This window comes from Providencia sp. PROV073 (assembly GCF_033688125.1).
In the GTDB taxonomy this organism is placed as follows: Bacteria; Pseudomonadota; Gammaproteobacteria; order Enterobacterales; family Enterobacteriaceae; genus Providencia; species Providencia hangzhouensis.
Genome location: NZ_CP096353.1, coordinates 3,795,309 through 3,818,939 on the forward strand (window position 1 = coordinate 3,795,309; position 23,631 = coordinate 3,818,939).

Genomic DNA, 23,631 nt, shown 5'->3' on the forward strand with positions numbered 1-23,631 from the left:
TACTTCGCTATATTGATTATCTGTCGATAATAATATTTTGATTTATGACGCTTTTTTCACTATTTCCTACCATCTGAGCAAATTTCTCTAATGGGTCAGTCCGAAAAGCATACAAACGTTTGAGCGCAAAAGGGTTATCCCCCAATTTAACTTTTCCTTGAATCGTAGTGACGGCAAGATGTAGCCCCGCATCTTTAGCCGCATCCATCGCTGATTGGTTATAACCACCAAATGGATATGCAAGGTAACGCTGCTCAGGTTCGAAACGGCTTAGAATTCTCATCGATCGTTTGAAATCCAACATGATCGTATGTTCTTTCCGGCTAAATAAAATGGGTGAATTATGGTTATCTAAACGATGTAAAAAGTGAGTATGAGATTGGATATTAAAAACATCTCGGCTATCTTTTATCTCTTGTTTATTCATAAATTGTAAGTCATGCGCTGACCATTTTTGTGGCTGTGTTTTAATCCGTGAAGAAATAATAAATAGCGTCGCCTGCTGGCGGTTATGCCTTAAAATCGGTAATGCATAGCGATAAACTGATTTTAAACCATCATCAAATGTCAGTACAACGGCCTTACCCGGTAGATTTGCAGATTTATTTAGATAATCTTCCACATCGGCAAGCGAAAGCGTTTGGTAACCCGCCTGTTTTAAATAATTCATTTGTTCACGAAATGCTTCCACAGATGTCGTCGTTGACGTGTCACGAAAATGCTTATTTTCACTGTCTTTGAGGATATGGTGATAAGTTAAAATTGGAATGCCTTTATCTAATGCGACATCATCTAAACGCACATAGCCCAGCCTATCCCCTAGGCGAATCGTTAGCCAAGCAGTCTTTTCTCCTGCTTTATCCGTTTTAATCATCCGTGCTAACACAGGGTAGCGCAGGTTTTCCCATAAAGAGGCAATTTGCTTACTATTACTCTGAGTTGAGTTATATACCGCTGTTTTTTGGTGCGTGACCAAATAATCATAAATGGGATTTTGTAAATCATTTAGCCTATCCACTTCAGGTACATAACGCGGTTTTTGGTTAGAAAACGATACTGTTTTTACAAAGGCATACCCATTGCCAAACTGCATTGCACAATAATCCCCCGAAGGAGAATAGGCATAAAAACCGTGTTCTGCATTGAGTTCTGCGACGGCTCGCATTTCTCCAGCAATCATCGCAAAAATAATTTCAGGCTGTTTTGTTTGCACTAGCTTTGGTGGGATGTCTGCCAACTGCCAATCGTCAGTGTTGTTGACGGTCTCAGAAGCCAAAGATTGGGGAAGATAATTCGTAAATAAAATACAAAGCAATAAAAGAAATCGTTTAGACATGTTTTATCCACTATAAAGCTGGGTTTCCGCCATTATTCTAAACCTACTCTAGATTGAACCCCATACCCTGATAAAAATTTTTATTGTTCCCTGCTTCCCACTATTTTCACCTATTAAGCTGTTATACCAATTTTAAAGATACGCCATAATCTATCATACAAAATAAAGAGATCTAGCTCATATTTATCAGTAAAAAGCGCCATACAGGCACAATCTGTAAATCATTTGACAGTTTAATCCACTTCCCGCTGTTAGATTGGCATTCAACCACCTTACAACACCTGGGAACAACAATGAAAATAAAAGAAATTAGTACTTTTATCATGCACGTACCTGTCACTAATGACCTAATTGGTGACTCAACTCACAGCATTACCCATTGGGGGATGCCGGGTGTCATGATCAAAACAGAATGTGGATTAGTCGGTTATGGCCACACAGGGACACATGCCGACATCACCACTGACCGTTTAATCACCACTATTATTGAAGATGTTTTCGGCCCAATGTTACTCGGCGAAGACCCAACAGAAGTGCGCTATTTACATCGAAAACTCACTCGCAGCTCAACCAATATCTGGGTAGGTCGTGGTGGTTTGATGCAAATGGCGATTTCTGCCATCGATATCGCCCTTTGGGACCTTAAAGCTAAAGCCGCAGATCAGCCGCTATGGCAACTGTTTGGCGGTTCAAAACACAATAAAGTTAACGCCTATAACACCGACTGCGGTTGGTTAGTGCGTAGCCAAGAAGACTTAGTCGATGATTGTAAAAAAATGATCTTCGAAGAAGGCTTCAAAGCAATAAAAATGAAAATTGGTAAACCAGATCCACGCGAAGATCTACAACGTATTGAAGCTGTTCGTAACGCAATTGGCGACGATATCGACCTAATGGTCGATGCAAACGGTAAATGGGATATCAGTATTGCCAAGCAATATGGCCACCGTTTAAATGATTTCAATATTAAGTGGTTTGAAGAACCATTATGGCATGATGATGTCGCCAGCCATAAACAGCTTGCTGCTTATATGGATACACCTATCGCATTAGGTGAATTACTTTATCACAATGATTCATTTAAAGAATTTGTCTTGGCGGGTGCCGTTGATTACTTACAACCTGATGCAACACGCTGTGGCGGTTTAACAGCGGTATGGGAAATTGCTGACTTAGGTATGGCCTTTAATTTACCAGTGACACCACACCATGGCGATATGATGCAGGCACAATTGCATCTGGTAATGGCACATCCCGCTTGTTCTTTACTGGAATTTATTCCATGGACACTGGATTGCTTTGTTGACCCAGTCGAAGTCATTGATGGTGTTTATACCACACCAACCGCGCCTGGGGCAGGTACGACGTTAAAACCTGAAGCATTAGCCAAATTTAACGTGAAATAATGATCATTCCCTTTTTCAATATTTCATTTCTAACAACATGAAAAAGGGAAATTAATAACAAGAATTATTCATTTTAAATTACTTATTTATACTCTGAATAATTCATGGTGCAATCAACAACACTGCAACTTGAAGTATGACGAGTACATTAGCTCTATACTCTACTCTGCTGGTTATTCAGCGGCGGGCTAAACACATAATAAAAATGAATAGATAACATTACTATCTTACAAAAAACTGGGGTGAACCATGTCCACCAATACGGATCATTTATCATCGGCTACCAGCAAAGCAATACGAAAAATAATACCTATGGTGGTATTAATGTTCATATTGGCTTATTTAGACCGTTCAAATATTGGTTTTGCAAAACAAGAGTTTCAATTAACAACTGGGTTAAGTGACGCTGCATACGCATTTGGCGCAGGGATCTTTTTTATCGGCTACGCACTATTTGAAGTGCCAAGTAATATTCTGTTGTACCGAATTGGCGCTCGGGTATGGTTATCGCGCATTATGGTCACATGGGGGCTAGTCTCTGCCGCCATGATGTTTGCTCATGATGAAACCACCTTTATTGTGCTGCGTTTCTTACTTGGTGTCAGTGAAGCTGGCTTCTTTCCGGGGGTTATTCTGTATTTAACCTTCTGGTTCCCACAAAATATCCGGGCACGGGTGACAGGCTACTTCTTATTTGGGGCACCACTGGCGTTTATCATTGGCGGCCCATTATCTGGCTCATTATTGTCGTTGGAAGGAACTTCATTTGCCTTCGGTTTATACGGCTGGCAGTTAATGTTTGTCGTAGAAGGCTTATTAGCATCTATTGTCGGGATTTGGGTGTTCTTTTACCTTGATGACCGCCCTGAAAAAGCCAAATGGCTGACAGCTGAGGAAAAAAGTGCACTTTCCGCTAAATTAGCCTTGGAAGAAGATGCAAAGCAGGCCATAGCCCGAAAGGCGCCTTGAGAGCATTATTAGATATGCGCGTTCTCTACCTGTGTCTGATTTGGTTTACCGTTCAAGTATGTGGCTATGGGATTTATTTCTTCTTACCAACCCAAATCGGTACGTTGTTGGGCAGTAAAGTCGGCATACTTGTAGGCTTTGTTACCGCCATTCCACCACTGTGTGCGGCGATTGCGGTTTATTATGTACCTCGTATTTCAGAACGTCTAAAAGAACGTCGTAAAGTCGCTGCCATCACCTTTATGTTAGGTGCTGCGGGAATTGCGGTTTCTGGTTTATTCGATAGCATTCCCGTCATTGCGATTATTGCCCTGTGTGTGGCAGCGGCTGGTCACTTGGCGATGCAGCCTCTGTATTGGAGCTTCCCATCTGCATACTTAGGCGGCACCGCAGCTGCATCGGGTATTGCTTTGATTAACTCAGTGGGTAACTTAGGTGGTTTTGTGGCACCAAACTTACGAGTTTGGGCTGAAACTACCTTTGAATCTGCCCGTGCAGGACTCTATTTTATCGCATTGGTCACCTTTATCGGTGGTCTGTTGATTCTGACATTAAAAAGATTAGGTATTGAAAAACGATTTGAAGATTAATTAATTATCTTTTAAATCCCTCCCGAGCCACATTAATGGCTCGGGTTTTCTATTACCCTATTTCTTATTTATGAGGTTTACTCGAATATTACGGCGGTTCATGATTGAACATAACCCTACCAAATGTCATGATAAAGTTAGCCAATCATGCAGGGAGCATTCAGATGAACATTGCGGTACAAAACAGCCAATTAGTTCTAACGCATGAAAATATTCTTGAAATATTAAAAACAAATAGTTGGTTTAGTAACTTACCTGATTATTTGATTTCCATCTTAATGACATGCGCCACATTACGTTTCTATCCAGATGGTGAAATGGTTCACTATCAGGGTGACCCTGCTCGTGGTCTATATGCGGTGATTCAAGGTTCAGTAAAAGTAAGTTCAATTTCCTCAGATGGCCGTGAATGTGTATTTCGCTATCTTTCACCAGGCAATTGGTTTGGCGAAATTGCCATGCTAGATAAATCAGCGCGCACCCATGATGCCAAAGCGATTAGCCCAACCATTTTACTGACAATATCACCGAAAGACTTAACCATGATCTTGGAAAAACACCCCGTTTTTTACCAATTTCTGAATATTTTACTCTGCAAAGTGATTCGTAATGCCTTTACCATTATCAATGACAGTGCCTTATTATCTGTTTCAGCCCGACTCGCCAAACGCTTATTGAGCTTAGCAGAAGGCTATGGCGAACCTCATGAAAAAGGAATTCAACTAAGCTTATATCTCACACAAGATGACTTAGCGACCATCATTAATACCACACGGCAAACCATCAATAAGCGTTTAGTCGCATGGGAAAAACTAGGCTGGATTGATGCAAAATACGGGAAAATTATTTTAGTTAACCTCCCCGCGCTGAAGCAAATATCGGAAGATGATGAGGAATAACTAGCTGTTATCATCCATGGTTGGGCTATCTGCGAAGAAATAGCGATCCATGGTGAATTCGAAGTCATCACTGGTCGCATTGAATAACATTTTTTTGGTATTTTCCAAATGTTGCCACATAGCTTGCCGCGCCCCTTTAGGGTCTCGACGCGCTAACGCCTGCAAAATTTGGTCATGTTCATCGCACCAGCTCTCAATCGAACGGTTATCAATGTGCTCATGAAGCTTGAGCCAGTAAGGGTTACGTAAGCGTTGGCTCCACATTTGCTCAACGATCACCACCATCGCACTGTTATGGGTCGACGCGGCAATTTGCATGTGAAAAGCAAGATCCCATGTTGAATCACGAAAACGATCCTCTTTGCGAGCATGCTTTTGAATATCAACTAGTTTTAAAATATCTTCTTTGGTGGCTTGGGTCGCGGCAAACTCGGCGATATGGCTTTCAATCAGTTGCCTTGCTTGCAAGAGCTCAAACGGTCCACAGCGGCTAAACTCTAATCCCGTTTCTGTATTGACTGAGTTATTAGACCGGTTACTAATAACATGTATGCCAGATCCTTTGCGTACATCCACATAGCCTTCTACTTCTAACATAATGATGGCTTCACGGATCACAGTACGGCTCACCTTCATTTCGTCAGCAAGTAACCGTTCCGCAGGTAATTTAGTGCCAACTGGGTATTCGTCATTTTCGATACGTTCTTTGACCAGAGCCGCAACTTGTTGGTATAGGCGCGGTTCACTCTCTTGTGAGCTCATTATTTTCTCCTTTCACATAACCACCCGACTCGCTGGCCATCAATGTCCACAGTATAACGAAATTTTTCGACGATGGGTGAAATAGAACTTCACTAATAAATAAATCACAATAAATTGGTATAACATCTTTTAAAGTTGTAAACCGGATCGTATAATGAATGAAATTTAGACAACAAAAGATCATTCATACTTTTTATGGCTGATCATGCTTAATCCGATTTCCAGTTCAGGGAACGCAATATGATAAAAGATATAATTAAAATACATCCCAATGACAATGTCACCATTACTTTAGTTAACCGACAAGCAGGGGAAACCATTAGTGTTGCAGAGCAATCAGTAACATTAAAACAAGATGTTGATCGAGGGCATAAAATTGCCCTCACCTTGATTGAGGCTGGCAATAATATTGTTAAATATGGCGCTCCTATCGGCCATGCAACGACTACCATAACGGCTGGAGAGCATGTTCATACTCATAATACCGCCACCAATTTAAGTGCCTTAAATGATTATGAGTACCGCCCTGAACACAACACAATTGCCGTTACACGGCCGGATCCAGAAGTGCAAATCTATCGCCGAGCAAATGGTGATGTCGCTATCCGTAATGAAATTTGGGTGATCCCAACGGTTGGCTGTGTTAATGCGCTGGCGAGAAAAATGATCGAACGCTTTAATAAACAACATAATGGCGCTTCTGATATTGATGGTGTTTATCTTTATAACCATACTTTAGGGTGTTCCCAGCTCGGTGATGACCATTTAACAACCCGTACTATTTTACAAGATATGGTTAAGCACCCTAATGCAGGTGGCGTTTTAGTCATCGGTTTAGGCTGTGAAAATAATCAAGTCGCCGCCTTTAAAGAAACATTAGGTAACTATGATGATGAACGCGTGAAATTTATGGTATGCCAACAATTAGATGATGAAATTGAAGCCGGTGTAGAGCACCTTAATGCACTTTATCAAATAGTACAGCAAGATAAGCGCGGGGCAGGCAAACTAAGCGAAGTGAAATTTGGTCTTGAATGTGGTGGATCTGATGGCCTTTCAGGGATCACGGCTAACCCATTGTTAGGCTGTTTTTCTGATTTTTTAGTCAGTCATAACGGAACTACGGTGTTAACCGAAGTGCCAGAAATGTTTGGTGCTGAACAAATTCTAATGAACCACTGCCATGATGAACTGACGTTTGAGAAAACGGTTAATATGATCAATGACTTCAAACAGTATTTTATTGCCCATGACCAACCAATTTATGAAAACCCATCTCCAGGTAATAAAGCCGGAGGCATTTCGACACTCGAAGAAAAATCCCTCGGCTGCACACAAAAAGCTGGCACTAGCCAAGTAATGGATGTTTTAAAATACGGGGAGCGCCTGACAACCCCAGGATTCAACTTGTTAAGCGCGCCGGGTAATGATGCCATTGCCACCAGTGCCTTAGGAGCAGCTGGCTGCCATATGGTGTTATTTACAACAGGTCGTGGCACGCCATATGGTGGCTTTGTTCCCACCATGAAAATTGCGACCAATAATGAATTAGCCGCCAAAAAACCCCATTGGATTGATTTTAATGCAGGTGCCTTATTAACAGGAAAATCCATGGATCAGTTATTAGATGACTTCATTCAGTTGGTTGTCAAAACCGTTAATGGTGAACCTACAAAAAATGAAATCAATGATTTCCGTGAATTAGCAATTTTTAAAATGGGCGTCACACTTTAAAAACAAACTGATCCCTATTGCTTTGGTTATTATTAAGCAATAGGGATATAACTAACTATTTATATTTATTAACTTTTTCCTACCGACCTTACTTTCTATCCTAAGCCATAAGCCCCATTATCGTGACACGAAGACAATAAAGAAAAGTCACCATTTCCCTATTTTTAAGATATGGTAGGATCCCTTTCGTAATGACGAATTTTAATTTATTAGCAGGGTAAATAATGATAGACCTAAAACTTAGAGAGGCCAGAGACAGCCTTTCCACCAAAGAAAAACAAGTCGCTGAGTACATTATTGCTAATAAGAAAAACATGCAAAGTATGAGCATTCAATCCCTAGCCCAAGAAAATAAGGTCAGTACCACCACTATCTTGCGCCTGTGCCATAAGTTAGGCTACCAAGGCTTTAGCGATCTAAAAATTGATTTAATTTCATCGATTAATCACAAGTCTTACGGCACTCTACTACAAGAAGATATTGATATTAATGATTCAATGGAAACCGTTAATCACAAAGTAGGATTGATTGAAAAATCATCCATAGAAGAAACTTGCGCTTTGGTCAATTTAAATGCCTTTAAGCTAGCAAATGAATTAATTAGTAAGAGTAAAAAAATTGTCATTTATGGTGCAGGCAGTAGTGGATTAGTTGCAAAAGAATTTGAATATCAACTAATTAAAATAAAAAAAGATGTTAATTGTCACCTTGATTACAGCATCCAATTCAGTATTGTGAATACATTAGATCAGAACGATCTTGTCATTGTCATCTCTCATTCTGGTGAAAACCACGAATGTATCAAACTACTCACTCTTGCCAGAGAATTGAAAGTTCCGACCATTGCTATCACGAAAATGGGGCAAAGCTCGGTGTCATCGCTAGCAGAAACAGTCTTGCACACGATCTCCACGGAGCACGTTTCAAGGCTTATCCCTATTCGCTCAAAAATTTCGCAACTGACTGTAATTAATATGTTGATTACTAACTTATTTATTAAACAGTACGATGAACGAATTCAAAAACAAATTAGTACTCGTGCGGAGCGCTTTTCTCGCTTAAATAGCAATAACTAATCGGCTTTCTCCTCCTTAATATCTTCTATGTGGCTCTAAGTAGCCACTTCGATCTTGCTCACAAAAATGACCCTTTCTAGGAACTCCCCCTTTTCATTCCCCTTTTTTGTGATATTGTTACTTTAAAATAAATATATAAAAGTAATTTTATTACTAAAATAAAAAATAAATATAAGGGGAAAAAATGAGCTCTCAAATACCTATCATACTGGCTAGCCATGGGCCTTTTGCACAAGGGTTATTGGAATGTGCTGAAATGCTAATCGGCTCTCAAGAAGATATCAGCGTGATTTCTATCCAAAGAGAAAGCAACATTAATGAGGTAAAAAAACATTTATTTGAAACATATCAAAATGTTAATAAAGGCGATGGCGTTTTAATTTTAGTGGATTTATTAGGCGGTTCTCCTTGCAATTTAGCCAGCGAGCTCGTTATTACCCAAAATGATGTTGTGCTGTACTGCGGAATCAATGTTCCTACTTTTCTCGAAATACTCAGCAGCCGAGACCTCCCTTTACATGAACTTCATCAAGTCATTAATGATGTATTCCCTGACAGTTGCCTTAATGTCGGTGAACAACTTAAACCATTAGCACAAAATGATAGCGAACTTTAGGAGAATCCCATGCCAATTAATGTTGCTCGAATTGATGACAGACTTATCCATGGCCAAGTTATAACCACTTGGGTTAAAAATTTTGATATTGAACAGGTGATTATCGTCAATGACAAAGTTGCCAATGACACCGTTCAACAATCAGTTCTTACTATGGCTGCTCCACCAGATCTAAAAGTAGTCGTTTTTGGCGTCGATAAATTCATTGAAGTCTTAAAAAAAGCGGAAATTAAACGCCGCACTATGCTGCTGTTTACTAACAGTATTGATGTGAACAGGCTTGTCGAAAGTGGCTTAAAACTGGAAAAACTGAATGTCGGCGGGATGCGTATGCAAGAAGGCCGTCGTAATTTATCCCGTGCGGTTGCTGTAACACCGGATGAAGAACAAGCCTTTAGGTCACTTATCAACAATAACGTTGCCGTTGAAATTCAAATGGTTCCTAAAGATCCCATTGTTGAATTGAAAACATTACTCAATTAATTCATTTAATCATACTTATTTTCACTCAATAAGTAAGGAGCCTATTATGTTAGTAGAGGCCATTTTAATTGCAATTTGGGCAGGCATTTGCTCATTGGATGATGTCGGTCCGCAAATGCTAAGACGCCCACTGCTCACCGGTACTGTGGCCGGTATTATCATGGGCGATATGGTTCAAGGGTTAGCCATTAGCGCCACATTAGAATTGATGTGGATGGGAATTGGTAACGTCGGCGCTTATTCTGCACCCGATATTATCGCTGGTTCAATTATTGGAGTTGCACTCGGTATTGCTTCCAATGGCGGAATTGCAGCGGGTATCGCCCTTGCCGTGCCAGTCTCTATTCTATGCCAACAATTACTGATTATCTGGCGTTCTTTTGCCAGTTTCTTAAATGTCTGGGCCAGTAAATCCATTCTTGATGGAAACTACAGTGGCCTAACAAAAGTCCATTATTTTTCGACGCCACTGTGGTTTTTTATTCGCGCCATTCCCTGCTTTATTGCCGTTTATTTTGGTAGTGACTTAGTCAATAGCATATTAAATGCCGTACCTGAAAGTATTCTTACCGGTATGGGTGTCGCATCTAAACTAATCCCTGCTGTCGGTATCTGTATTCTGTTACTCATGTTACTTAAAGGCAGAATGTGGTTTTTCTTTCTGCTCGGTTTTATGCTCACAACCTATTTAAAACTACCAATTATCCCAATTACTTTTATCGCTCTGGCATTTGCTGTGCTTTATGACATGGCATTTGCCAACAGCTTGCGCCAAACACCAGAAGAAAAAACAGCACCAACTTCCCATAAAAATGAAGAAGAGGAGTATGACCTATGAGTGAAATAACCACCTCTGAAAATAAAAAACTCACGAAAAAAGAGCTTAATGGTATGTTTTGGCGAATTCAAACCATGTCATTCTCATACAACTACGAAAAACTGCAAACAATTGGTTTTGCTCATTGTATGGTACCCGTTCTCGATAAACTTTATGAAAAAGCAGATCAAGAAACACGTATTAAAGCCATGCAACGCCACTTCGAGTTTTTTAATACACAAATTAACGCAGGTGCATTAATTCTCGGTGTCACCGCAGCATTAGAAGAAAAAACAACAGAAGAAGAAAAAGAGGCAGTCATTTCTGTAAAAGCTGGTTTGATGGGGCCATTTGCAGGTCTTGGTGATAGCTTATTAAAATTTACATGGCTGCCCATTTGCGGCAGCATCGGAGCCGCATTTGCGCTGCAAGGTAATATTATCGGCCCTATATTAATGTTTATTCTGTTTAATATCGTCAATATCGGTACCAAATATTTCTTTATTCATTATGGCTATAACAAAGGCGTTGATTTAATCGAGCAATCGAAAAAATCAAATATTATTCAGCGAATTACTAATATAGCGAACGTTGTCGGGGTCATGGTCCTAGGTTCCTTGATAGCGACGACCGTCAAGCTTTCCACTCCGCTAACCATCGCCGTCGGTGAACAATCTATCAAAGTACAAGAGATGTTTGACAAGGTAATACCTAACTTACTCACCCTTCTCTTTGCACTCGGTATTTTCTTCCTTGTTCGTAAATTTCAAGGAAAACATACCGTTGCACTCATTGTTGCCATTATGGTTTTAGGTGTTGTTTGTTCCGTGTTCGGAATTTTAGGATGATAAAGGGAAATATATGGAAATCGAAGTCAACAGAGTGAATGAATCAACACTCGAAATAAAGTTTAGTGAAATTCCATCCTCTCCTCTGGCATTATATTGGACGGATAAACCTGATACTCAGGTTTATCCTGAGAATTTCATTACAGATAAATTAGAGAATACCATTACAGTTCAAGACCCATTAAATGCTAAACAACGCATCTATTTTATTTTACAAAATGCCAATGGACGTAAATTATTCGCTGAAAGAACATTACCTATTGAGGGATTAAATAACTTCCGTGATTTTGGGGGTTATACCACAACAGACGGAAAACAGGTGAAATGGGGAATGTTATACCGTTCCAACCATCTATTTAATTTGAATGAACAAGCGGTAAATTATATTTCCCATCTAGGGATTAACAGCATTATCGATTATCGTACTCAAAATGAAATTAATAAATCGCCCAATTGCCATGTTGGTGAAAAGAAAACCTACCATCTTGATGCAACGGCTCAAACTGCTGAATTAGCAGCACAATTTGCCGCATCACCAGATAATGAAGATAAAGCGTTAATCGAAAGTGTTATCCAGCATATTCCGAAAGAGATGATTAACGGCGATGGGTTACAAATATTAGAACAATATCGCCAATTTGTAGTGAGTGATAAGTCAAAATCCGCCTTTAAGCAAATGATAGAAGTCTTATTAGATAGTCATAATGCCCCAAATATTCAGCATTGCCGCGGCGGAAAAGATCGAACCGGTTATGGCGCATTACTGGTACTTTCCATGTTAGGTGTTCCGAAAGAAACCATTGTGCAGGACTATATGCTCACCCATTTTAACCGGCTTGAACGTAACGAAATTAAAATGGCAGGATATCGGAAAATAACTCAAGACAAAAATGTACTGGATTATTTACTTTCACTGATTGATACTCAAGAATCATTTATTATAGAGGTATTTAATACGATGGAAGAAATATCCGGCTCTGTAGAAAACTATATTAAAAATGAACTTAAATTCACAAATAATGATATTAAGCAACTTAGAGAAATATACTTAGTTTAAATAAATTCACTTGTTATATAAACAACCACAGGCTTAATAAAATAAACCTGAGTGATGGCTGTATTTAATAAATAGTAAAATAGCCACATAGCCTATTTATTGTGGCTATTTTATTGACGAAAAAATCCGTTATTGGTTATAAAATCAATAATTACTTTTATTCGCCAGTTTTATTCAATAAATTTTTAACTGCTTTATTTTTGCCCGTAATACGCATTTTTACCGTGTTTACGTAAATAATGTTTATCTAATAATACTTGTTGCATTGAACCTATTTGTGAACTTAATTGACGGGTAAATAAATTCATATAGGCAATTTCTTCTAATACCACGGCATTATGCACTGCATTATCGGGGCTTGTTCCCCAAGCAAATGGGCCATGGCTATTCACTAATACCGCTGGAATATCTTTTGCTGACAGCCCTTTTTCCTTGAAGGTTTCGATGATCACATGGCCTGTTTCTCTTTCATATTCCCCTTCAATTTCACTTTCTGTCATTTTACGGGTACAAGGAATTTCACCATAGAAATAATCAGCGTGGGTTGTCCCTAAGGCACTCAATGGCTGCCCTGCTTGAGCCCAAATAGTGGCATGACGGGAGTGAGTATGAACAATACCGCCAATTTCAGGGAATGCTTGGTACAGCGCCAAATGCGTGTCAGTATCTGAAGAAGGGCGATATTTCCCTTCTACCACCTCTCCACTTTCCAACGAGACCACCACCATGTCCTCTGCTTTCATGGTTTCATAGTCAACGCCAGAAGGTTTTATCACCATTAACCCAGCTTCACGGTCAATACCACTCACATTACCCCAAGTAAAAGTTACTAGGTTATGTTTGGGTAAGGCGAGATTCGCTTCAAAAACCTGTTGTTTCAATTGTTCTAACATAACAACTCCCTAGCTTGCTAAAATATGCTTTAATATCAACAACAAAAATTTATTATGGTGATGTTTTTTGTGTGTTGATAACCTATATCTACCTATTAAGGTAAACAGATTTAGGCCATTTAAAAAGCACCTCACTTTACAAATTCGCAACAAAACAGCCTAACTCAGGCATAATCGGTCACATTCAGTCAAATAAAGTCACCACCAGAATGTGGTTAATTGACCGAGTTAGCCCAATATTTTTTGTTTATTGTGAGAAAAACAAAAAGACACCGCCAATATAGTGATATGAGTCTAATTATTATGTAATAAAATTATTATAAATTCATAAAATGAAGATCAAAGTCACTTTAATCGGCTTTGTTTTTTTCAAAAAGAGATTACTTGAATCCAATCACGACAAAAAAAAAGCAACACGGGCAGAATGAATACCGTGGAAATAATAGGAGCTAAATATGTTACAAGCCGAACGCCATAAATTAATATGTTCTCATGTTTCGCAGAATGGTTCGGCGTTGGTACGTGATTTAGCCCAATTATGTCTCGTGTCTCAAGAAACTATTCGTCGCGATTTAACGACTCTTGAGCGAGAAAATAGGATCATCCGTAGCTTTGGAGGCGCGGTGGCCATCGACCAAGAAGAAATGCCGATGGTGAATGTTATGCCATCTTCGGTCAAACTCAGTCAAATGGTTGATGGCGCAGAGTCTTTTCGTAAAAGAACTGAAGAGCATCCTGATGCCAAAATGAAAATTTCGAAGGCTGCACTAAAATTAATCCAGCCTGGTGACTGTATTATGCTAGATAACAGCAGTACTTGCTGGTTTCTAGCGCGGCAAATACCCGATATCGACATCACCGTGGTGACAAACTCGGTCAAAATTATCCAAGCGTTGGCCTGCCGTGACCGAGTTCGTGTTATTGGTATTGGTGGGGAATATTCAGAACGTCATGATGATTTTCATGGCCCAATTGCAGAAAGTATTATTCGTAGCTTTCAGATAAAAACCTTATTTCTTTCATGCCAAGGATTCAATATCGAAAATGGTATTCGCGATGGCAGTGAAATAAACTCAAAATTAAAAAATATTATGTTACAGGTTTCTGAAAATAAAGTTTTGCTCGCGGATAATAGTAAATTAGGAAAGTATGCATTTAGTCAGGTTTGTACATTTGATGATATTGACGTATTAATTACAAACAAACTAAATGATAATAATTTTCAAAAACAATTCTCTAATCTTAAAATTATCGAGTGTGACAAATAATTTATAAAAATAAAAATTATATAGCTGTAATGTAAGTAAAAATAATAAGTTCCATTTTATTTTCTGTATTAAATAAGTGCAGGGATATTATTTACTCATAATTCCTAGCACTTAATTATAGGCATATCTAAATATGAGAAATTCATTATTTCTAAAAATGAAAATTCTTGATTTAGTATCCATCTACACTAAGGAATACAACTATGAACATGAAGAAGCTAGTTTTACCTTGTTTAATGAGCGTTGCACTATTTTCAAATGTCGCGATGGCTGAATCACAAAAAGCACAAAAGCCCTTTACCATGGGTGTCGTCGTGAAAGTCGGTGGTATTCCTTGGTTTAATGTTATGGAACAAGGTATTACTGAAGAAGGCAAAAAACTGGGAGTAAACGCCTTCCAAGTTGGCCCAACAACCGCTGACCCTGCAGAACAAGTTCGTGCTATCGAAGATTTAATCGCCAAAAAAGTAGATGTCATTGGCGTTGTTCCTAACGACGCTAAAGTTCTTGAACCTGTATTAAAGCGAGCTCAAGACGCTGGAATTAAAGTCATTACCCACGAATCACCAAACCAAAAAAATGCAGATTGGGACTTTGAATTACTTGATACCCAAAGTATGGGGGCTAACCATATGAGAGATATGGCGGCATGCATGGGCGAAGAAGGCAAATATGCCATGTTTGTGGGAAGCCTGACAGTACCATTAGTGAACGAATGGGCCGACGCTGCAATTGCTTACCAGAAAGCGAACTACCCGAAAATGCAAATGGTCGATGACCGCTTTGGTGTTGCCGAATCCGTTGATGACTCAATGCGTACAGCTAATGATTTGTTATCTAAGCACAAAGACTTAAAAGGCATCATGTCATTTGGTTCACAAGGCCCTATCGGTGCAGGCCGAGCCATTGATAAACGCCGTAAAAATGATGAAACCTGTGTATTCGGGACATTCACACCTGGCCAAGGCATCAAATTACTGGAAAAAGGCGCAATTGATGGCGGCTATATTTCGAATCCAAAAGTCGCAGGACAAGTATTTGTACAGGTGGCGACTGCCATGATGAATGGTGAAGAAATTAAAGATGGCGTGTCTATTGGTGATATGGGTGAAATCAAAGTCAGTGGCAACACGATTTTGAGTGACAACCCCGTTAATTTGAATATTGAAAATACGAAAAAATTGGTCGAAGTCGGTCTGTAATTTCACCTTGTCAAAATAATGTTCAAAACAAAAATACAATATTTATCAAGATATTAATTTTAATGTTCTTTGAGTTCGAGTCGCCTGCACTAACGCAGCGGCTCGAACTCATCACGAACAAGCCAACACCAATTTATTTGCAGTAGGAATTGTACTTATGACAAGCACCTCAAAAGCTGGCAAATCCGATCCACTCATTACCTTGCGCGACCTTTCCAAAAGCTTCGGTGGTCACCGTGCATTACGCAATATCGATTTGACGCTCAACAAAGGTGAAGTGCACTGTTTAGCGGGCACCAATGGGTGTGGGAAAAGCACATTAATTAAAACTATCAGTGGTGTCTATGCCCCTGATGACGGTAGTAAAATTGAAATTGATGGGAAAAGTTATCACCGATTGACGCCCGATAAAGCACGTGAATTAGGCGTACAAGTTATCTACCAAGATTTGTCATTATTTCCAAATTTAACCGTTGCTGAAAATATCGCCTTTGAGCTAAACCTCAAAGGCTATTTTGGCTGGTTTCGCAAAAAACAACTGCGCGAGAAAGCCTTAGAAATCCTCAATGAACTGGCTTTCACCATTGACCCCGACACACCTGTGCAATTTTTACCCATTGCTCAACGCCAACAAGTTGCTATCTGCCGTGCCCTAGTTGCTGATGCACGTCTGGTCATTATGGATGAACCAACGGCTTCATTGACCCGTACAGAAGTCAACCAACTACTCTCAACGGTTAATTACCTAAAAGATAAGGGTATTACTGTTGTTTTCGTAAGTCACCGACTAGAAGAAGTGAAAGAGATTTCTGACCGCATCACGGTGATCCGCGATGGACAAAAAATTGGGACTTGGCCTGCTGAAGGCTTAACTACCCGCAAAATTACTGAGTTAATGACTGGCTTAGACATTGTCCATGAACGCAAGCCACCAAATAACGCGGAAGACCGACGCACAGTACTTGAGCTAAAAAACCTCAGTCGAGCTGGGCAATATCGTGATATCAACTTAAATTTAAAACGCGGTGAAGTGTTAGGTTTATGTGGTTTGTTAGGCTCAGGCCGTACCGAATTAGCATTATCGTTATTTGGTATTACCCATCCAGATAGCGGCGAATTATTTATCGAAGACAAGCCTGTTAAGTTAAAAAACAACACCGACGCCATTAAGCGTGGCATTGGTTATGTCTCTGAAGACCGCCTGACTTTAGGTGCCATTTTACAACAATCCATCGCAGACAATATGGTGATTTCGATTCTTGATCGACTCAAAACACCTTGGCATTTAATCGATGAAAAACAGTGCCAAGAAATCGTACAAGAGTGGATAGCCGACTTAGATATTAAAGTCACCGACCCAAATAACGCCCTTTCAACACTTTCAGGCGGTAACCAGCAAAAAGTGGTACTTGCCAAATGGATTTTAACTCGCCCTAAAGTACTGATTTTAGATTCGCCAACCGTTGGTGTTGATATCGGTGCAAAAGACAGTATTTACAAGCTGATTCACCGTTTATCAGGTGTCGGTATCTCCATTTTATTAATTACCGATGAAGCCTCCGAAGCTTATTACAATTGCGACAGAATTTTACATATGAAACAAGGCGCTATCGTCAAAGAAATTGTGACAGATTCCATCAATGAGCAACAATTGGAGGAAATCATCAATGGCTAATTGGCAAAAGTTACGACCACAATCTGTCGAAGGTTGGCTGACTTGGGTCATTCTTATCATGGTGGTGTTCTTCACATTGATGAGCCCACAATTTCTGACTATTCAAAATTTACTCGACCTCAGTGAAAGCTACGCCGTTACGGGTATTTTCGCCTTAGGATTATTTGTGGTTCTCGTCACTGGGGGTATTGATATTTCGTTTGCTGCAGTGGCTTCCGTAGTGCAATACGTGATTGCCACTTGGTTATTGCAAGGTTTTATTGCAAGCCCGGCCGTTAGTATCACATTGGCGATTATCATCGGTATCGCTTTTGGCTTAATTAACGCCATTTTGATTTACTCGCTGAATGTTGTGTCAATTATCATCACCATCAGTATGCAATCACTGTTGTTTGGAATGCTGATGTGGTTAACCAACGGTCACAGTATTTATGACTTGCCAGATTGGTGGGTTGACCCTGTGACTATCCTGCCTTTTGAAGTGGATGGCGAATATTACCAAGTTGGCTTGCCGTTAATTGTAATGCTAGGCATTGCCTTCTTAACGTGGGTTTTAATGAATAAAACCCACATCGGCCGTCAGTTATATGCTGTTGGCGGCAGCCAAGAATCTGCATCTCGTATTGGTATTCGTGTTTCCGTGATTTATCTGTTTGCTTACGGCTACCTTGGCGCGATGGCAGCGATTGGCGGCATGTTGCAAACCTACCGAATGAGTGAAGTGGTACCGAGTGCCCTTGTGGGAGGGGAGCTGGATGTGCTTGCCGCTGCTGTATTGGGTGGAGCCAGTTTATCCGGTGGCAGAGGCTCGGTGATAGGTACATTAATGGGGGTTTTCCTGATTGGTATCTTGAAAAACGGCCTTAACCTGATTGGTGTTTCAAACTACTTCGTCAATATCGTCATCGGGCTGGTTATTCTCATTGCGATTTGTATTACCCACTATAAAAAACGTAAAGAGACGGACGTAGGTTTTGTTTAACAGGAATATCACCATGAAAAAAAATGCTTTTTTTAAAATTGATGGCTCTGTTATCGGCCTGCTTTCAATCTTTGTTCTGGCTATCGCCGCGTTTAGTATTGCCATGCCAGGGCACTTTTTTACTCAAAATACCTTTTTGAGTATCACTTTTCAGTTACCTGAATTGGGCTTACTCACCTTTGCCATGTTTGTACCTATGTTAAGTGGCGGCTTAAACCTCGCCATTATTAGTACCGCTAACTTAACTGGCCTGTTTATGGCTTGGGTGTTTATCAATTACCTGCCAGTGGATGCAGGGACGGGCACACAGCTGATGTGGCTGGTCTTCGCATTGATCGGCGCAACTGTAATTGCGGTCATTATCGGTAGCTTAACAGGGCTGATGATTTCCCATATCGGGGCACACCCTATTCTAGTCACTCTCGGTACTATGACGATTATTAGTGGTATTGGCGTTTACCTAACCAAAGGAGCAGCGCTGAGTGGCATGCCGCCCATTGTTCGTGCCATTGGTTCCGATACGGTGCTTGGGGTACCAATTGCGATGATTATTTTCATTGTTACCGCAATTCTCTTAGCGCTGTTTCTAGGCTGTACGCGTTTAGGTAAAAATATCTATATGAGTGGCAGTAACATCAATGCAACGTGGTTCAGCGGTATTCGTACCGACCGTGTCATGATTGCGATATACACCATTTCTAGCCTGTTATGTGTATTAGCTGGGCTCATCATGATGGCTCGCTTTAACTCTGCACGTATGGGCTACGGGGACTCCTATTTACTGCTCACCATTCTTGCCATCGTATTAGGTGGAACTAACCCATTTGGGGGGGTTGGTAAGGTTAGCCGAGTGTTCTGTGCCTTATTGGTTTTACAGGTCATTGCGACAGGTTTAAGCCTGCTTGGTGTAAGCCTGCACTTTAACCTCGCAGTTTGGGGGATCACGCTCATCTTGGCACTAGCATTCAAGTTCTTCAAAGAAAAATGGAGTGCTAAACGTGCGATGAACCGCAACCAACGCCTTAATAAAGCATCGACACAAAGTTAATTTTTCAAGGGGAAAACCATGCGCAAGCATCCAATTGGTATTTATGAAAAAGCATTACCGAAAAACAGCAGTTGGTTAGAAAAATTAGTTATCGCAAAATCTGCAGGTTATGATTTTGTGGAGATGTCAGTAGATGAAACTGACGAACGTCTAGCTCGGTTAGACTGGAGCCCCGCTGAACGTCTGGAAGTGGTTAGAGCCATTCAAGAAACAGGTATTCGCATTCCAAGTATGTGTTTATCGGGCCATCGCCGTTTTCCTTTCGGTAGCCATGATGAAGGCACTCGCATGATGGCCTATACCTTAATGGAAAAAGCCATTAAGCTCGCTCAAGACTTAGGCATTCGCACTATTCAGCTCGCGGGTTATGACGTTTACTATGAAGAGCAAGATGCCGAAACGATTGCCAATTTCGAAAAAGGCATGCAATGGGTCAGTGAAATTGCGGCCGCTTCTCAAGTGATGTGTGCGGTAGAAATCATGGATACGCCATTTATGAATTCCATTAGCAAATGGCAAACGCTTTCCGATAAAATTCGCTCGCCTTGGTTCAAGGTGTATCCTGATGTCGGCAACTTAACGGCATGGGGCAATGATGTCGAAAAAGAATTCACCCAAGGAATTGAACACGTCGCAGCAATTCACTTAAAAGATACGTATGCGGTGACTGAAACCTGTAAAGGCCAATTCCGTGATGTGCCTTTCGGTGAAGGCTGCGTGGATTTTGTTAATTTATTCAAATTATTAAAACGTTTAAATTACCGTGGCTCCTTCCTGATTGAAATGTGGACAGAAAAAGCCGATGAGCCACTGATTGAAATTATCAAAGCTCGTCATTGGATGGAAGACAAAATGCAACAAGCAGGCTGGCACAACGCCTAAAGGAGCCGATAATGAATGCATTTTTTATGGGTGTTGACCTTGGTGGTACCGTCATTAAAGCGGGTATCTACACCGCAGAAGGCCAAGAAATTACCGTTGCTGAACATTCTTTTCCCACTGAGAGTCCACAAGCAGGTTTTAGTGAACGCAATATGGAAATGCTGTGGGAAGCGGCTTGCAGCGTGATTCGCCAAGCGATTCAAAATAGCCAGCTCAACGCCGCCCAAATTTCCGGTGTCAGCTTTTCTTCTCACGGCAAAGGGCTGTACTTACTCAATAGCCAAGGAAAACCGGTTAGGAATGGGATTGTGTCATCTGATTCACGAGCTCAATCTATTGTTGATGAATGGCACCAAGACGGCACCGCGGATAAAGCTTATCCATTGAGTTTGCAGCAATTATGGGCTTCTCATCCTGTAGCGCTGTTACGTTGGTTAAAACAACACGAGCCCGATAATTATCGCGATACTCAACATGTTTTGATGGTCCACGATTACATTCGCTACCGTCTAACCGACCAAATTGCCTGCGAAGAAACCAATATTTCTGGCAGCCAATTATTTAACCAAACCCTGTCGAGTTATGACCCTAAATTATGCCAACTATTTGGTATTGATGAGGCAAATGACAAACTAGCACCGGTGATTAATTCGGCTCAACTTGCAGGAACGGTAACCCACAAAGCCGCTGCTGAGTCTGGACTTGTAGAAGGAACCCCTGTATTTGGTGGCTTCTTTGACGTGGTGGGTGCAGCGTTGGCGTCAGGGGTGAGTCAAAAAGATAAACTCAGCGCCGTAGCCGGAACTTGGACCATTTCAACACGCGTCTTCGATGAAATCGTGCCTTCAGATTACCCATACGTATGGAGTAAATACTGTATTCCAGGTACCTATTTTGTCCACGAAGGCAGCCCGACTTCCGCCAGTAACCTCGCGTGGTTCACTCGTCACTTCTTCAATCAACGTTTGCAAGATTATGATGTACTGAATCACTGTGTGGCTGAAGGGGCAACGCGGCCAAACGATATTCTATTTTTCCCTTGGCTGTACGGTTCTAACTACCACAGTAATTTGCACGGTGGTCTACTCGGATTGAGTTCACACCATACGGATGCCGATATTGTTTATGCTATCTATCAAGGGATTGTATTTTCACATTTATTGCACCAAGACCGTATTGTTGGCCTTGATAATACAACAGAATCTATTCGTTTCACGGGTGGCCCAACACAGTCACCACTGTGGATGCAAATGTTCTGTGATGCCAGTAACTTGCCGTTAGATGTCGTCAATGTACAGCAATCAGGTTGCCAAGCCGCTGCACTTTGTGCCGCAGTCGGAACAGGTTACTATTCAGGTTTTGATGTCGCTATTGCGGCAAGCACACCAAAAATCACGACTTACCAACCAAACGCCGTTGGGTATCAACAGTTACGTGATAAATTTGCCCGCTTTAAAGCAGTTGCAGATGCATTGAGTCAATAACTTGTTGAATAAAAATAAAGGCAGAACTGATAGCTCGGTTCTGCCTTATTTTTTGACATATTAATTGTCAGCGACAACTTTGGTATTAACTGTGGCTGGTGATAATACGGTATCCTGCGGCAAGCTATCGTACTTCACAAACTCGTCCCGTGGGAAAACAAAGACATCGATATCTTTTTCAGGTGTGATAGTCTCCGCCACGATACTTTTCGCTGGGGAGGTTAGGTTAGTTTCTACTCCTAACCACGACGCGAAGTAATCAAATAAATTCCACTCACTTAACATTTCATCGCGAAATTCACGTTTAGTATCATCCGAATTGATGACCACTAATGGGACTTGATATGCCCCTTTCACGAGTTGACCATGGCGTAAGTATAGATTTCCGTCTTTGATATACCCTTTATACTCTGCTTCCAGTGCTTTTACGTGCTGCTTATTGGCTTTGACTAGCCCTTGCCCATGGTCAGAAAAATATAAAATGGAGAACGGGTAATCCCCATTTTTATTATTTTCTTGCAAGATACTATAAATATCGCCAATAAAATCATCACTCAGTTTAATCGCTGAAACATAACAGTTCGCTATACTTCCCCAGCCAGTATCAAATTGCTCAGGGTTAATGTTGTAATTATTTTTAACGAGTTCGCAAGCTCCTTTCGGCCAACCATCATGGTGAGGCCCCCACATATGAACAAAAATGACTTTTTCTTTCTCTGACGGGTTATTTAACGCAGCTTTAAAGGCAGGTAACATTTTAAAATCATTGGTGAGTTTATTCACACTGTCATCAACGACAAACTTTTCTTGCACGAAAAGGTTTTCAAAACCAGGCTTGCTGTCTCTAACCGGTAAAAAATAATTCGCCTTTAGAAAATAATTTGTAAAGCCAATTTCATCATCACCAAAACTGCCATTATTACCGATATAATAAGTTTCATAACCCGCTTTGTTGGCTAAATCAACAACTGAATTATTATTGTAATACGGCTTTTCATGGTGCTGAGTGATCGTCTTTAAATCATTTTTCGCTAAAGCTCGCGTTAAGGTCGGTACCGTATTGGATGCCGCACTAATAAAATTATTGAAAAAACGCCCATTTACCGATGAAAGAAACGGTGTATTTTCTAATGGGTAGCCATAAGTATTCATATAATTCTTATTGGTACTTTCACCAATAATAACAACTTTTATCTTATATTTATCATCGTTTTTTTTAGTAATTTGAATATCACTAGCCGTATTCACGCCATAGCAAATATCTGCATTGCTTTTTGCTGCTTGAATTAACTCAGGTGTACAGGCTTTTTTATAGACGCCGGCACTTTCATTGGTATTTGCTTGAGCCCATGAAACGCTAGCTAACAGAAGCGCACTATAAAGTGCGGTTAATTTCATTACTTTCATACTCAGAACCTCATCTTCGTAACTTATTATATTTATGAGTTGCTGTGGTGTAGCCAGGGTAGAGTTTGTGAAATAATGTAGCATTGCACTAAAATTTCACACCTTAATTAATATATTGAAATATTATTTCATTAAAAGACGAAGAAGACGAAATTGAGATACAGCTAACAATAATTAATTATGAAGAATCACGCATT

Annotated in this window: 22 protein-coding genes; 18 read left to right on the top strand and 4 right to left on the bottom strand. The window is 40.4% G+C overall.

The features are described from left to right. Positions 1 to 16: 16 nt before the first annotated feature. Positions 17 to 1,336, bottom strand: coding sequence for a polysaccharide deacetylase family protein (locus M1F17_RS17410; protein ID WP_004259157.1), 1,320 nt, complete (start codon positions 1,334 to 1,336; stop codon positions 17 to 19). Positions 1,337 to 1,629: 293 nt separating this feature from the next. On the opposite strand from M1F17_RS17410, the gene M1F17_RS17415 reads away from it, so the two are divergent. The 4 genes from M1F17_RS17415 to M1F17_RS17430 all read left to right on the top strand — a co-directional run bounded on the left by M1F17_RS17415 (position 1,630) and on the right by M1F17_RS17430 (position 5,200). Further along, entirely contained in the window at positions 1,630 to 2,742 is a 1,113-nt protein-coding gene (locus tag M1F17_RS17415; protein WP_004259162.1) for a mandelate racemase/muconate lactonizing enzyme family protein, read from the top strand. A 249-nt stretch (positions 2,743 to 2,991) separates the two neighbouring features. Next, a complete protein-coding gene (locus M1F17_RS17420) occupies positions 2,992 to 3,711 on the top strand; it encodes an MFS transporter (protein WP_318837085.1) in 720 nt (239 codons plus the stop codon). Positions 3,712 to 3,725: 14 nt separating this feature from the next. Then, on the top strand, positions 3,726 to 4,301 hold the full coding sequence (locus M1F17_RS17425) for an MFS transporter (protein WP_318837086.1): 576 nt from the start codon (positions 3,726 to 3,728) through the stop codon (positions 4,299 to 4,301). Between the two features lie 164 nt (positions 4,302 to 4,465). Further along, a complete protein-coding gene (locus M1F17_RS17430; protein WP_099975398.1) occupies positions 4,466 to 5,200 on the top strand; it encodes a Crp/Fnr family transcriptional regulator in 735 nt (244 codons plus the stop codon). Here the strand turns inward: M1F17_RS17430 and exuR are convergent, their stop codons facing one another. Further along, positions 5,201 to 5,962, bottom strand: a complete 762-nt coding sequence (exuR, locus tag M1F17_RS17435) for a transcriptional regulator ExuR (RefSeq protein ID WP_004259169.1) — start codon at positions 5,960 to 5,962, stop codon at positions 5,201 to 5,203. 240 nt (positions 5,963 to 6,202) lie between these two features. Here exuR and M1F17_RS17440 point away from each other — a divergent pair, with 240 nt between their 5' ends. The 7 genes from M1F17_RS17440 to M1F17_RS17470 all read left to right on the top strand — a co-directional run bounded on the left by M1F17_RS17440 (position 6,203) and on the right by M1F17_RS17470 (position 12,593). Next, positions 6,203 to 7,696, top strand: coding sequence for an altronate dehydratase family protein (locus M1F17_RS17440; protein ID WP_318837087.1), 1,494 nt, complete (start codon positions 6,203 to 6,205; stop codon positions 7,694 to 7,696). A 224-nt stretch (positions 7,697 to 7,920) separates the two neighbouring features. Next, positions 7,921 to 8,772: a MurR/RpiR family transcriptional regulator gene (locus tag M1F17_RS17445; RefSeq protein WP_004259175.1), complete on the top strand. Its 852-nt coding sequence runs from the start codon at positions 7,921 to 7,923 to the stop codon at positions 8,770 to 8,772. Positions 8,773 to 8,956: 184 nt separating this feature from the next. Then, the gene (locus tag M1F17_RS17450) at positions 8,957 to 9,388 is read left to right on the top strand and encodes a PTS sugar transporter subunit IIA (protein WP_004259178.1); all 432 of its coding nucleotides are present in this window, start codon (positions 8,957 to 8,959) and stop codon (positions 9,386 to 9,388) included. Between the two features lie 9 nt (positions 9,389 to 9,397). Then, the gene (locus M1F17_RS17455) at positions 9,398 to 9,871 is read left to right on the top strand and encodes a PTS system mannose/fructose/N-acetylgalactosamine-transporter subunit IIB (protein ID WP_004259181.1); all 474 of its coding nucleotides are present in this window, start codon (positions 9,398 to 9,400) and stop codon (positions 9,869 to 9,871) included. 46 nt (positions 9,872 to 9,917) lie between these two features. Then, on the top strand, positions 9,918 to 10,709 hold the full coding sequence (locus M1F17_RS17460; RefSeq protein ID WP_004907885.1) for a PTS mannose/fructose/sorbose/N-acetylgalactosamine transporter subunit IIC: 792 nt from the start codon (positions 9,918 to 9,920) through the stop codon (positions 10,707 to 10,709). Further along, positions 10,706 to 11,536 (top strand): PTS system mannose/fructose/sorbose family transporter subunit IID, encoded by an 831-nt coding sequence (locus tag M1F17_RS17465; RefSeq protein ID WP_004907883.1) that lies wholly within the window; start codon positions 10,706 to 10,708, stop codon positions 11,534 to 11,536. The genes M1F17_RS17460 and M1F17_RS17465 overlap by 4 nt, the downstream gene beginning before the upstream one ends. Positions 11,537 to 11,549: 13 nt before the next feature. Further along, on the top strand, positions 11,550 to 12,593 hold the full coding sequence (locus M1F17_RS17470) for a tyrosine-protein phosphatase (protein ID WP_109912665.1): 1,044 nt from the start codon (positions 11,550 to 11,552) through the stop codon (positions 12,591 to 12,593). A gap of 194 nt (positions 12,594 to 12,787) precedes the next feature. Here the strand turns inward: M1F17_RS17470 and araD are convergent, their stop codons facing one another. Next, a complete protein-coding gene (gene araD, locus M1F17_RS17475; RefSeq protein WP_004907879.1) occupies positions 12,788 to 13,486 on the bottom strand; it encodes an L-ribulose-5-phosphate 4-epimerase in 699 nt (232 codons plus the stop codon). A 455-nt stretch (positions 13,487 to 13,941) separates the two neighbouring features. Between araD and M1F17_RS17480 the strand changes: the two genes are divergently transcribed. The 7 genes from M1F17_RS17480 to M1F17_RS17510 all read left to right on the top strand — a co-directional run bounded on the left by M1F17_RS17480 (position 13,942) and on the right by M1F17_RS17510 (position 22,027). Then, positions 13,942 to 14,754 carry a DeoR/GlpR family DNA-binding transcription regulator gene (locus M1F17_RS17480; protein ID WP_004907878.1) on the top strand — a complete coding sequence of 271 codons (813 nt, stop codon included), beginning with the start codon at positions 13,942 to 13,944 and terminating at the stop codon, positions 14,752 to 14,754. Between the two features lie 209 nt (positions 14,755 to 14,963). Continuing rightward, positions 14,964 to 15,956: a substrate-binding domain-containing protein gene (locus M1F17_RS17485; protein ID WP_036958239.1), complete on the top strand. Its 993-nt coding sequence runs from the start codon at positions 14,964 to 14,966 to the stop codon at positions 15,954 to 15,956. Between the two features lie 157 nt (positions 15,957 to 16,113). Beyond that, the gene (locus tag M1F17_RS17490) at positions 16,114 to 17,631 is read left to right on the top strand and encodes a sugar ABC transporter ATP-binding protein (RefSeq protein ID WP_144140533.1); all 1,518 of its coding nucleotides are present in this window, start codon (positions 16,114 to 16,116) and stop codon (positions 17,629 to 17,631) included. Continuing rightward, the gene (locus tag M1F17_RS17495) at positions 17,624 to 18,613 is read left to right on the top strand and encodes an ABC transporter permease (RefSeq protein ID WP_144140535.1); all 990 of its coding nucleotides are present in this window, start codon (positions 17,624 to 17,626) and stop codon (positions 18,611 to 18,613) included. Before M1F17_RS17490 ends, M1F17_RS17495 begins: the two co-directional genes overlap by 8 nt. A 13-nt stretch (positions 18,614 to 18,626) precedes the next feature. Beyond that, on the top strand, positions 18,627 to 19,661 hold the full coding sequence (locus tag M1F17_RS17500) for an ABC transporter permease (RefSeq protein WP_004259206.1): 1,035 nt from the start codon (positions 18,627 to 18,629) through the stop codon (positions 19,659 to 19,661). Positions 19,662 to 19,679: 18 nt separating this feature from the next. Further along, positions 19,680 to 20,543 (top strand): L-ribulose-5-phosphate 3-epimerase, encoded by an 864-nt coding sequence (locus M1F17_RS17505; protein ID WP_094961583.1) that lies wholly within the window; start codon positions 19,680 to 19,682, stop codon positions 20,541 to 20,543. Positions 20,544 to 20,554: 11 nt separating this feature from the next. Beyond that, on the top strand, positions 20,555 to 22,027 hold the full coding sequence (locus M1F17_RS17510) for an FGGY-family carbohydrate kinase (RefSeq protein ID WP_144140537.1): 1,473 nt from the start codon (positions 20,555 to 20,557) through the stop codon (positions 22,025 to 22,027). Positions 22,028 to 22,087: 60 nt separating this feature from the next. Here the strand turns inward: M1F17_RS17510 and M1F17_RS17515 are convergent, their stop codons facing one another. Further along, positions 22,088 to 23,434, bottom strand: a complete 1,347-nt coding sequence (locus tag M1F17_RS17515) for a phosphoethanolamine transferase (RefSeq protein ID WP_161595390.1) — start codon at positions 23,432 to 23,434, stop codon at positions 22,088 to 22,090. Between the last annotated feature and the right edge of the window lie 197 nt (positions 23,435 to 23,631).

Bases quoted from the DNA above. Each gene is read 5' to 3' on its own strand.
- M1F17_RS17410 (WP_004259157.1), bottom strand. From the start codon at position 1,336: ATGTCTAAACGATTTCTTTTATTGCTTTGTATTTTATTTACGAATTAT.
- M1F17_RS17415 (WP_004259162.1), top strand. From the start codon at position 1,630: ATGAAAATAAAAGAAATTAGTACTTTTATCATGCACGTACCTGTCACT.
- M1F17_RS17420 (WP_318837085.1), top strand. From the start codon at position 2,992: ATGTCCACCAATACGGATCATTTATCATCGGCTACCAGCAAAGCAATA.
- M1F17_RS17425 (WP_318837086.1), top strand. From the start codon at position 3,726: ATGCGCGTTCTCTACCTGTGTCTGATTTGGTTTACCGTTCAAGTATGT.
- M1F17_RS17430 (WP_099975398.1), top strand. From the start codon at position 4,466: ATGAACATTGCGGTACAAAACAGCCAATTAGTTCTAACGCATGAAAAT.
- exuR (WP_004259169.1), bottom strand. From the start codon at position 5,962: ATGAGCTCACAAGAGAGTGAACCGCGCCTATACCAACAAGTTGCGGCT.
- M1F17_RS17440 (WP_318837087.1), top strand. From the start codon at position 6,203: ATGATAAAAGATATAATTAAAATACATCCCAATGACAATGTCACCATT.
- M1F17_RS17445 (WP_004259175.1), top strand. From the start codon at position 7,921: ATGATAGACCTAAAACTTAGAGAGGCCAGAGACAGCCTTTCCACCAAA.
- M1F17_RS17450 (WP_004259178.1), top strand. From the start codon at position 8,957: ATGAGCTCTCAAATACCTATCATACTGGCTAGCCATGGGCCTTTTGCA.
- M1F17_RS17455 (WP_004259181.1), top strand. From the start codon at position 9,398: ATGCCAATTAATGTTGCTCGAATTGATGACAGACTTATCCATGGCCAA.
- M1F17_RS17460 (WP_004907885.1), top strand. From the start codon at position 9,918: ATGTTAGTAGAGGCCATTTTAATTGCAATTTGGGCAGGCATTTGCTCA.
- M1F17_RS17465 (WP_004907883.1), top strand. From the start codon at position 10,706: ATGAGTGAAATAACCACCTCTGAAAATAAAAAACTCACGAAAAAAGAG.
- M1F17_RS17470 (WP_109912665.1), top strand. From the start codon at position 11,550: ATGGAAATCGAAGTCAACAGAGTGAATGAATCAACACTCGAAATAAAG.
- araD (WP_004907879.1), bottom strand. From the start codon at position 13,486: ATGTTAGAACAATTGAAACAACAGGTTTTTGAAGCGAATCTCGCCTTA.
- M1F17_RS17480 (WP_004907878.1), top strand. From the start codon at position 13,942: ATGTTACAAGCCGAACGCCATAAATTAATATGTTCTCATGTTTCGCAG.
- M1F17_RS17485 (WP_036958239.1), top strand. From the start codon at position 14,964: ATGAAGAAGCTAGTTTTACCTTGTTTAATGAGCGTTGCACTATTTTCA.
- M1F17_RS17490 (WP_144140533.1), top strand. From the start codon at position 16,114: ATGACAAGCACCTCAAAAGCTGGCAAATCCGATCCACTCATTACCTTG.
- M1F17_RS17495 (WP_144140535.1), top strand. From the start codon at position 17,624: ATGGCTAATTGGCAAAAGTTACGACCACAATCTGTCGAAGGTTGGCTG.
- M1F17_RS17500 (WP_004259206.1), top strand. From the start codon at position 18,627: ATGAAAAAAAATGCTTTTTTTAAAATTGATGGCTCTGTTATCGGCCTG.
- M1F17_RS17505 (WP_094961583.1), top strand. From the start codon at position 19,680: ATGCGCAAGCATCCAATTGGTATTTATGAAAAAGCATTACCGAAAAAC.
- M1F17_RS17510 (WP_144140537.1), top strand. From the start codon at position 20,555: ATGAATGCATTTTTTATGGGTGTTGACCTTGGTGGTACCGTCATTAAA.
- M1F17_RS17515 (WP_161595390.1), bottom strand. From the start codon at position 23,434: ATGAAAGTAATGAAATTAACCGCACTTTATAGTGCGCTTCTGTTAGCT.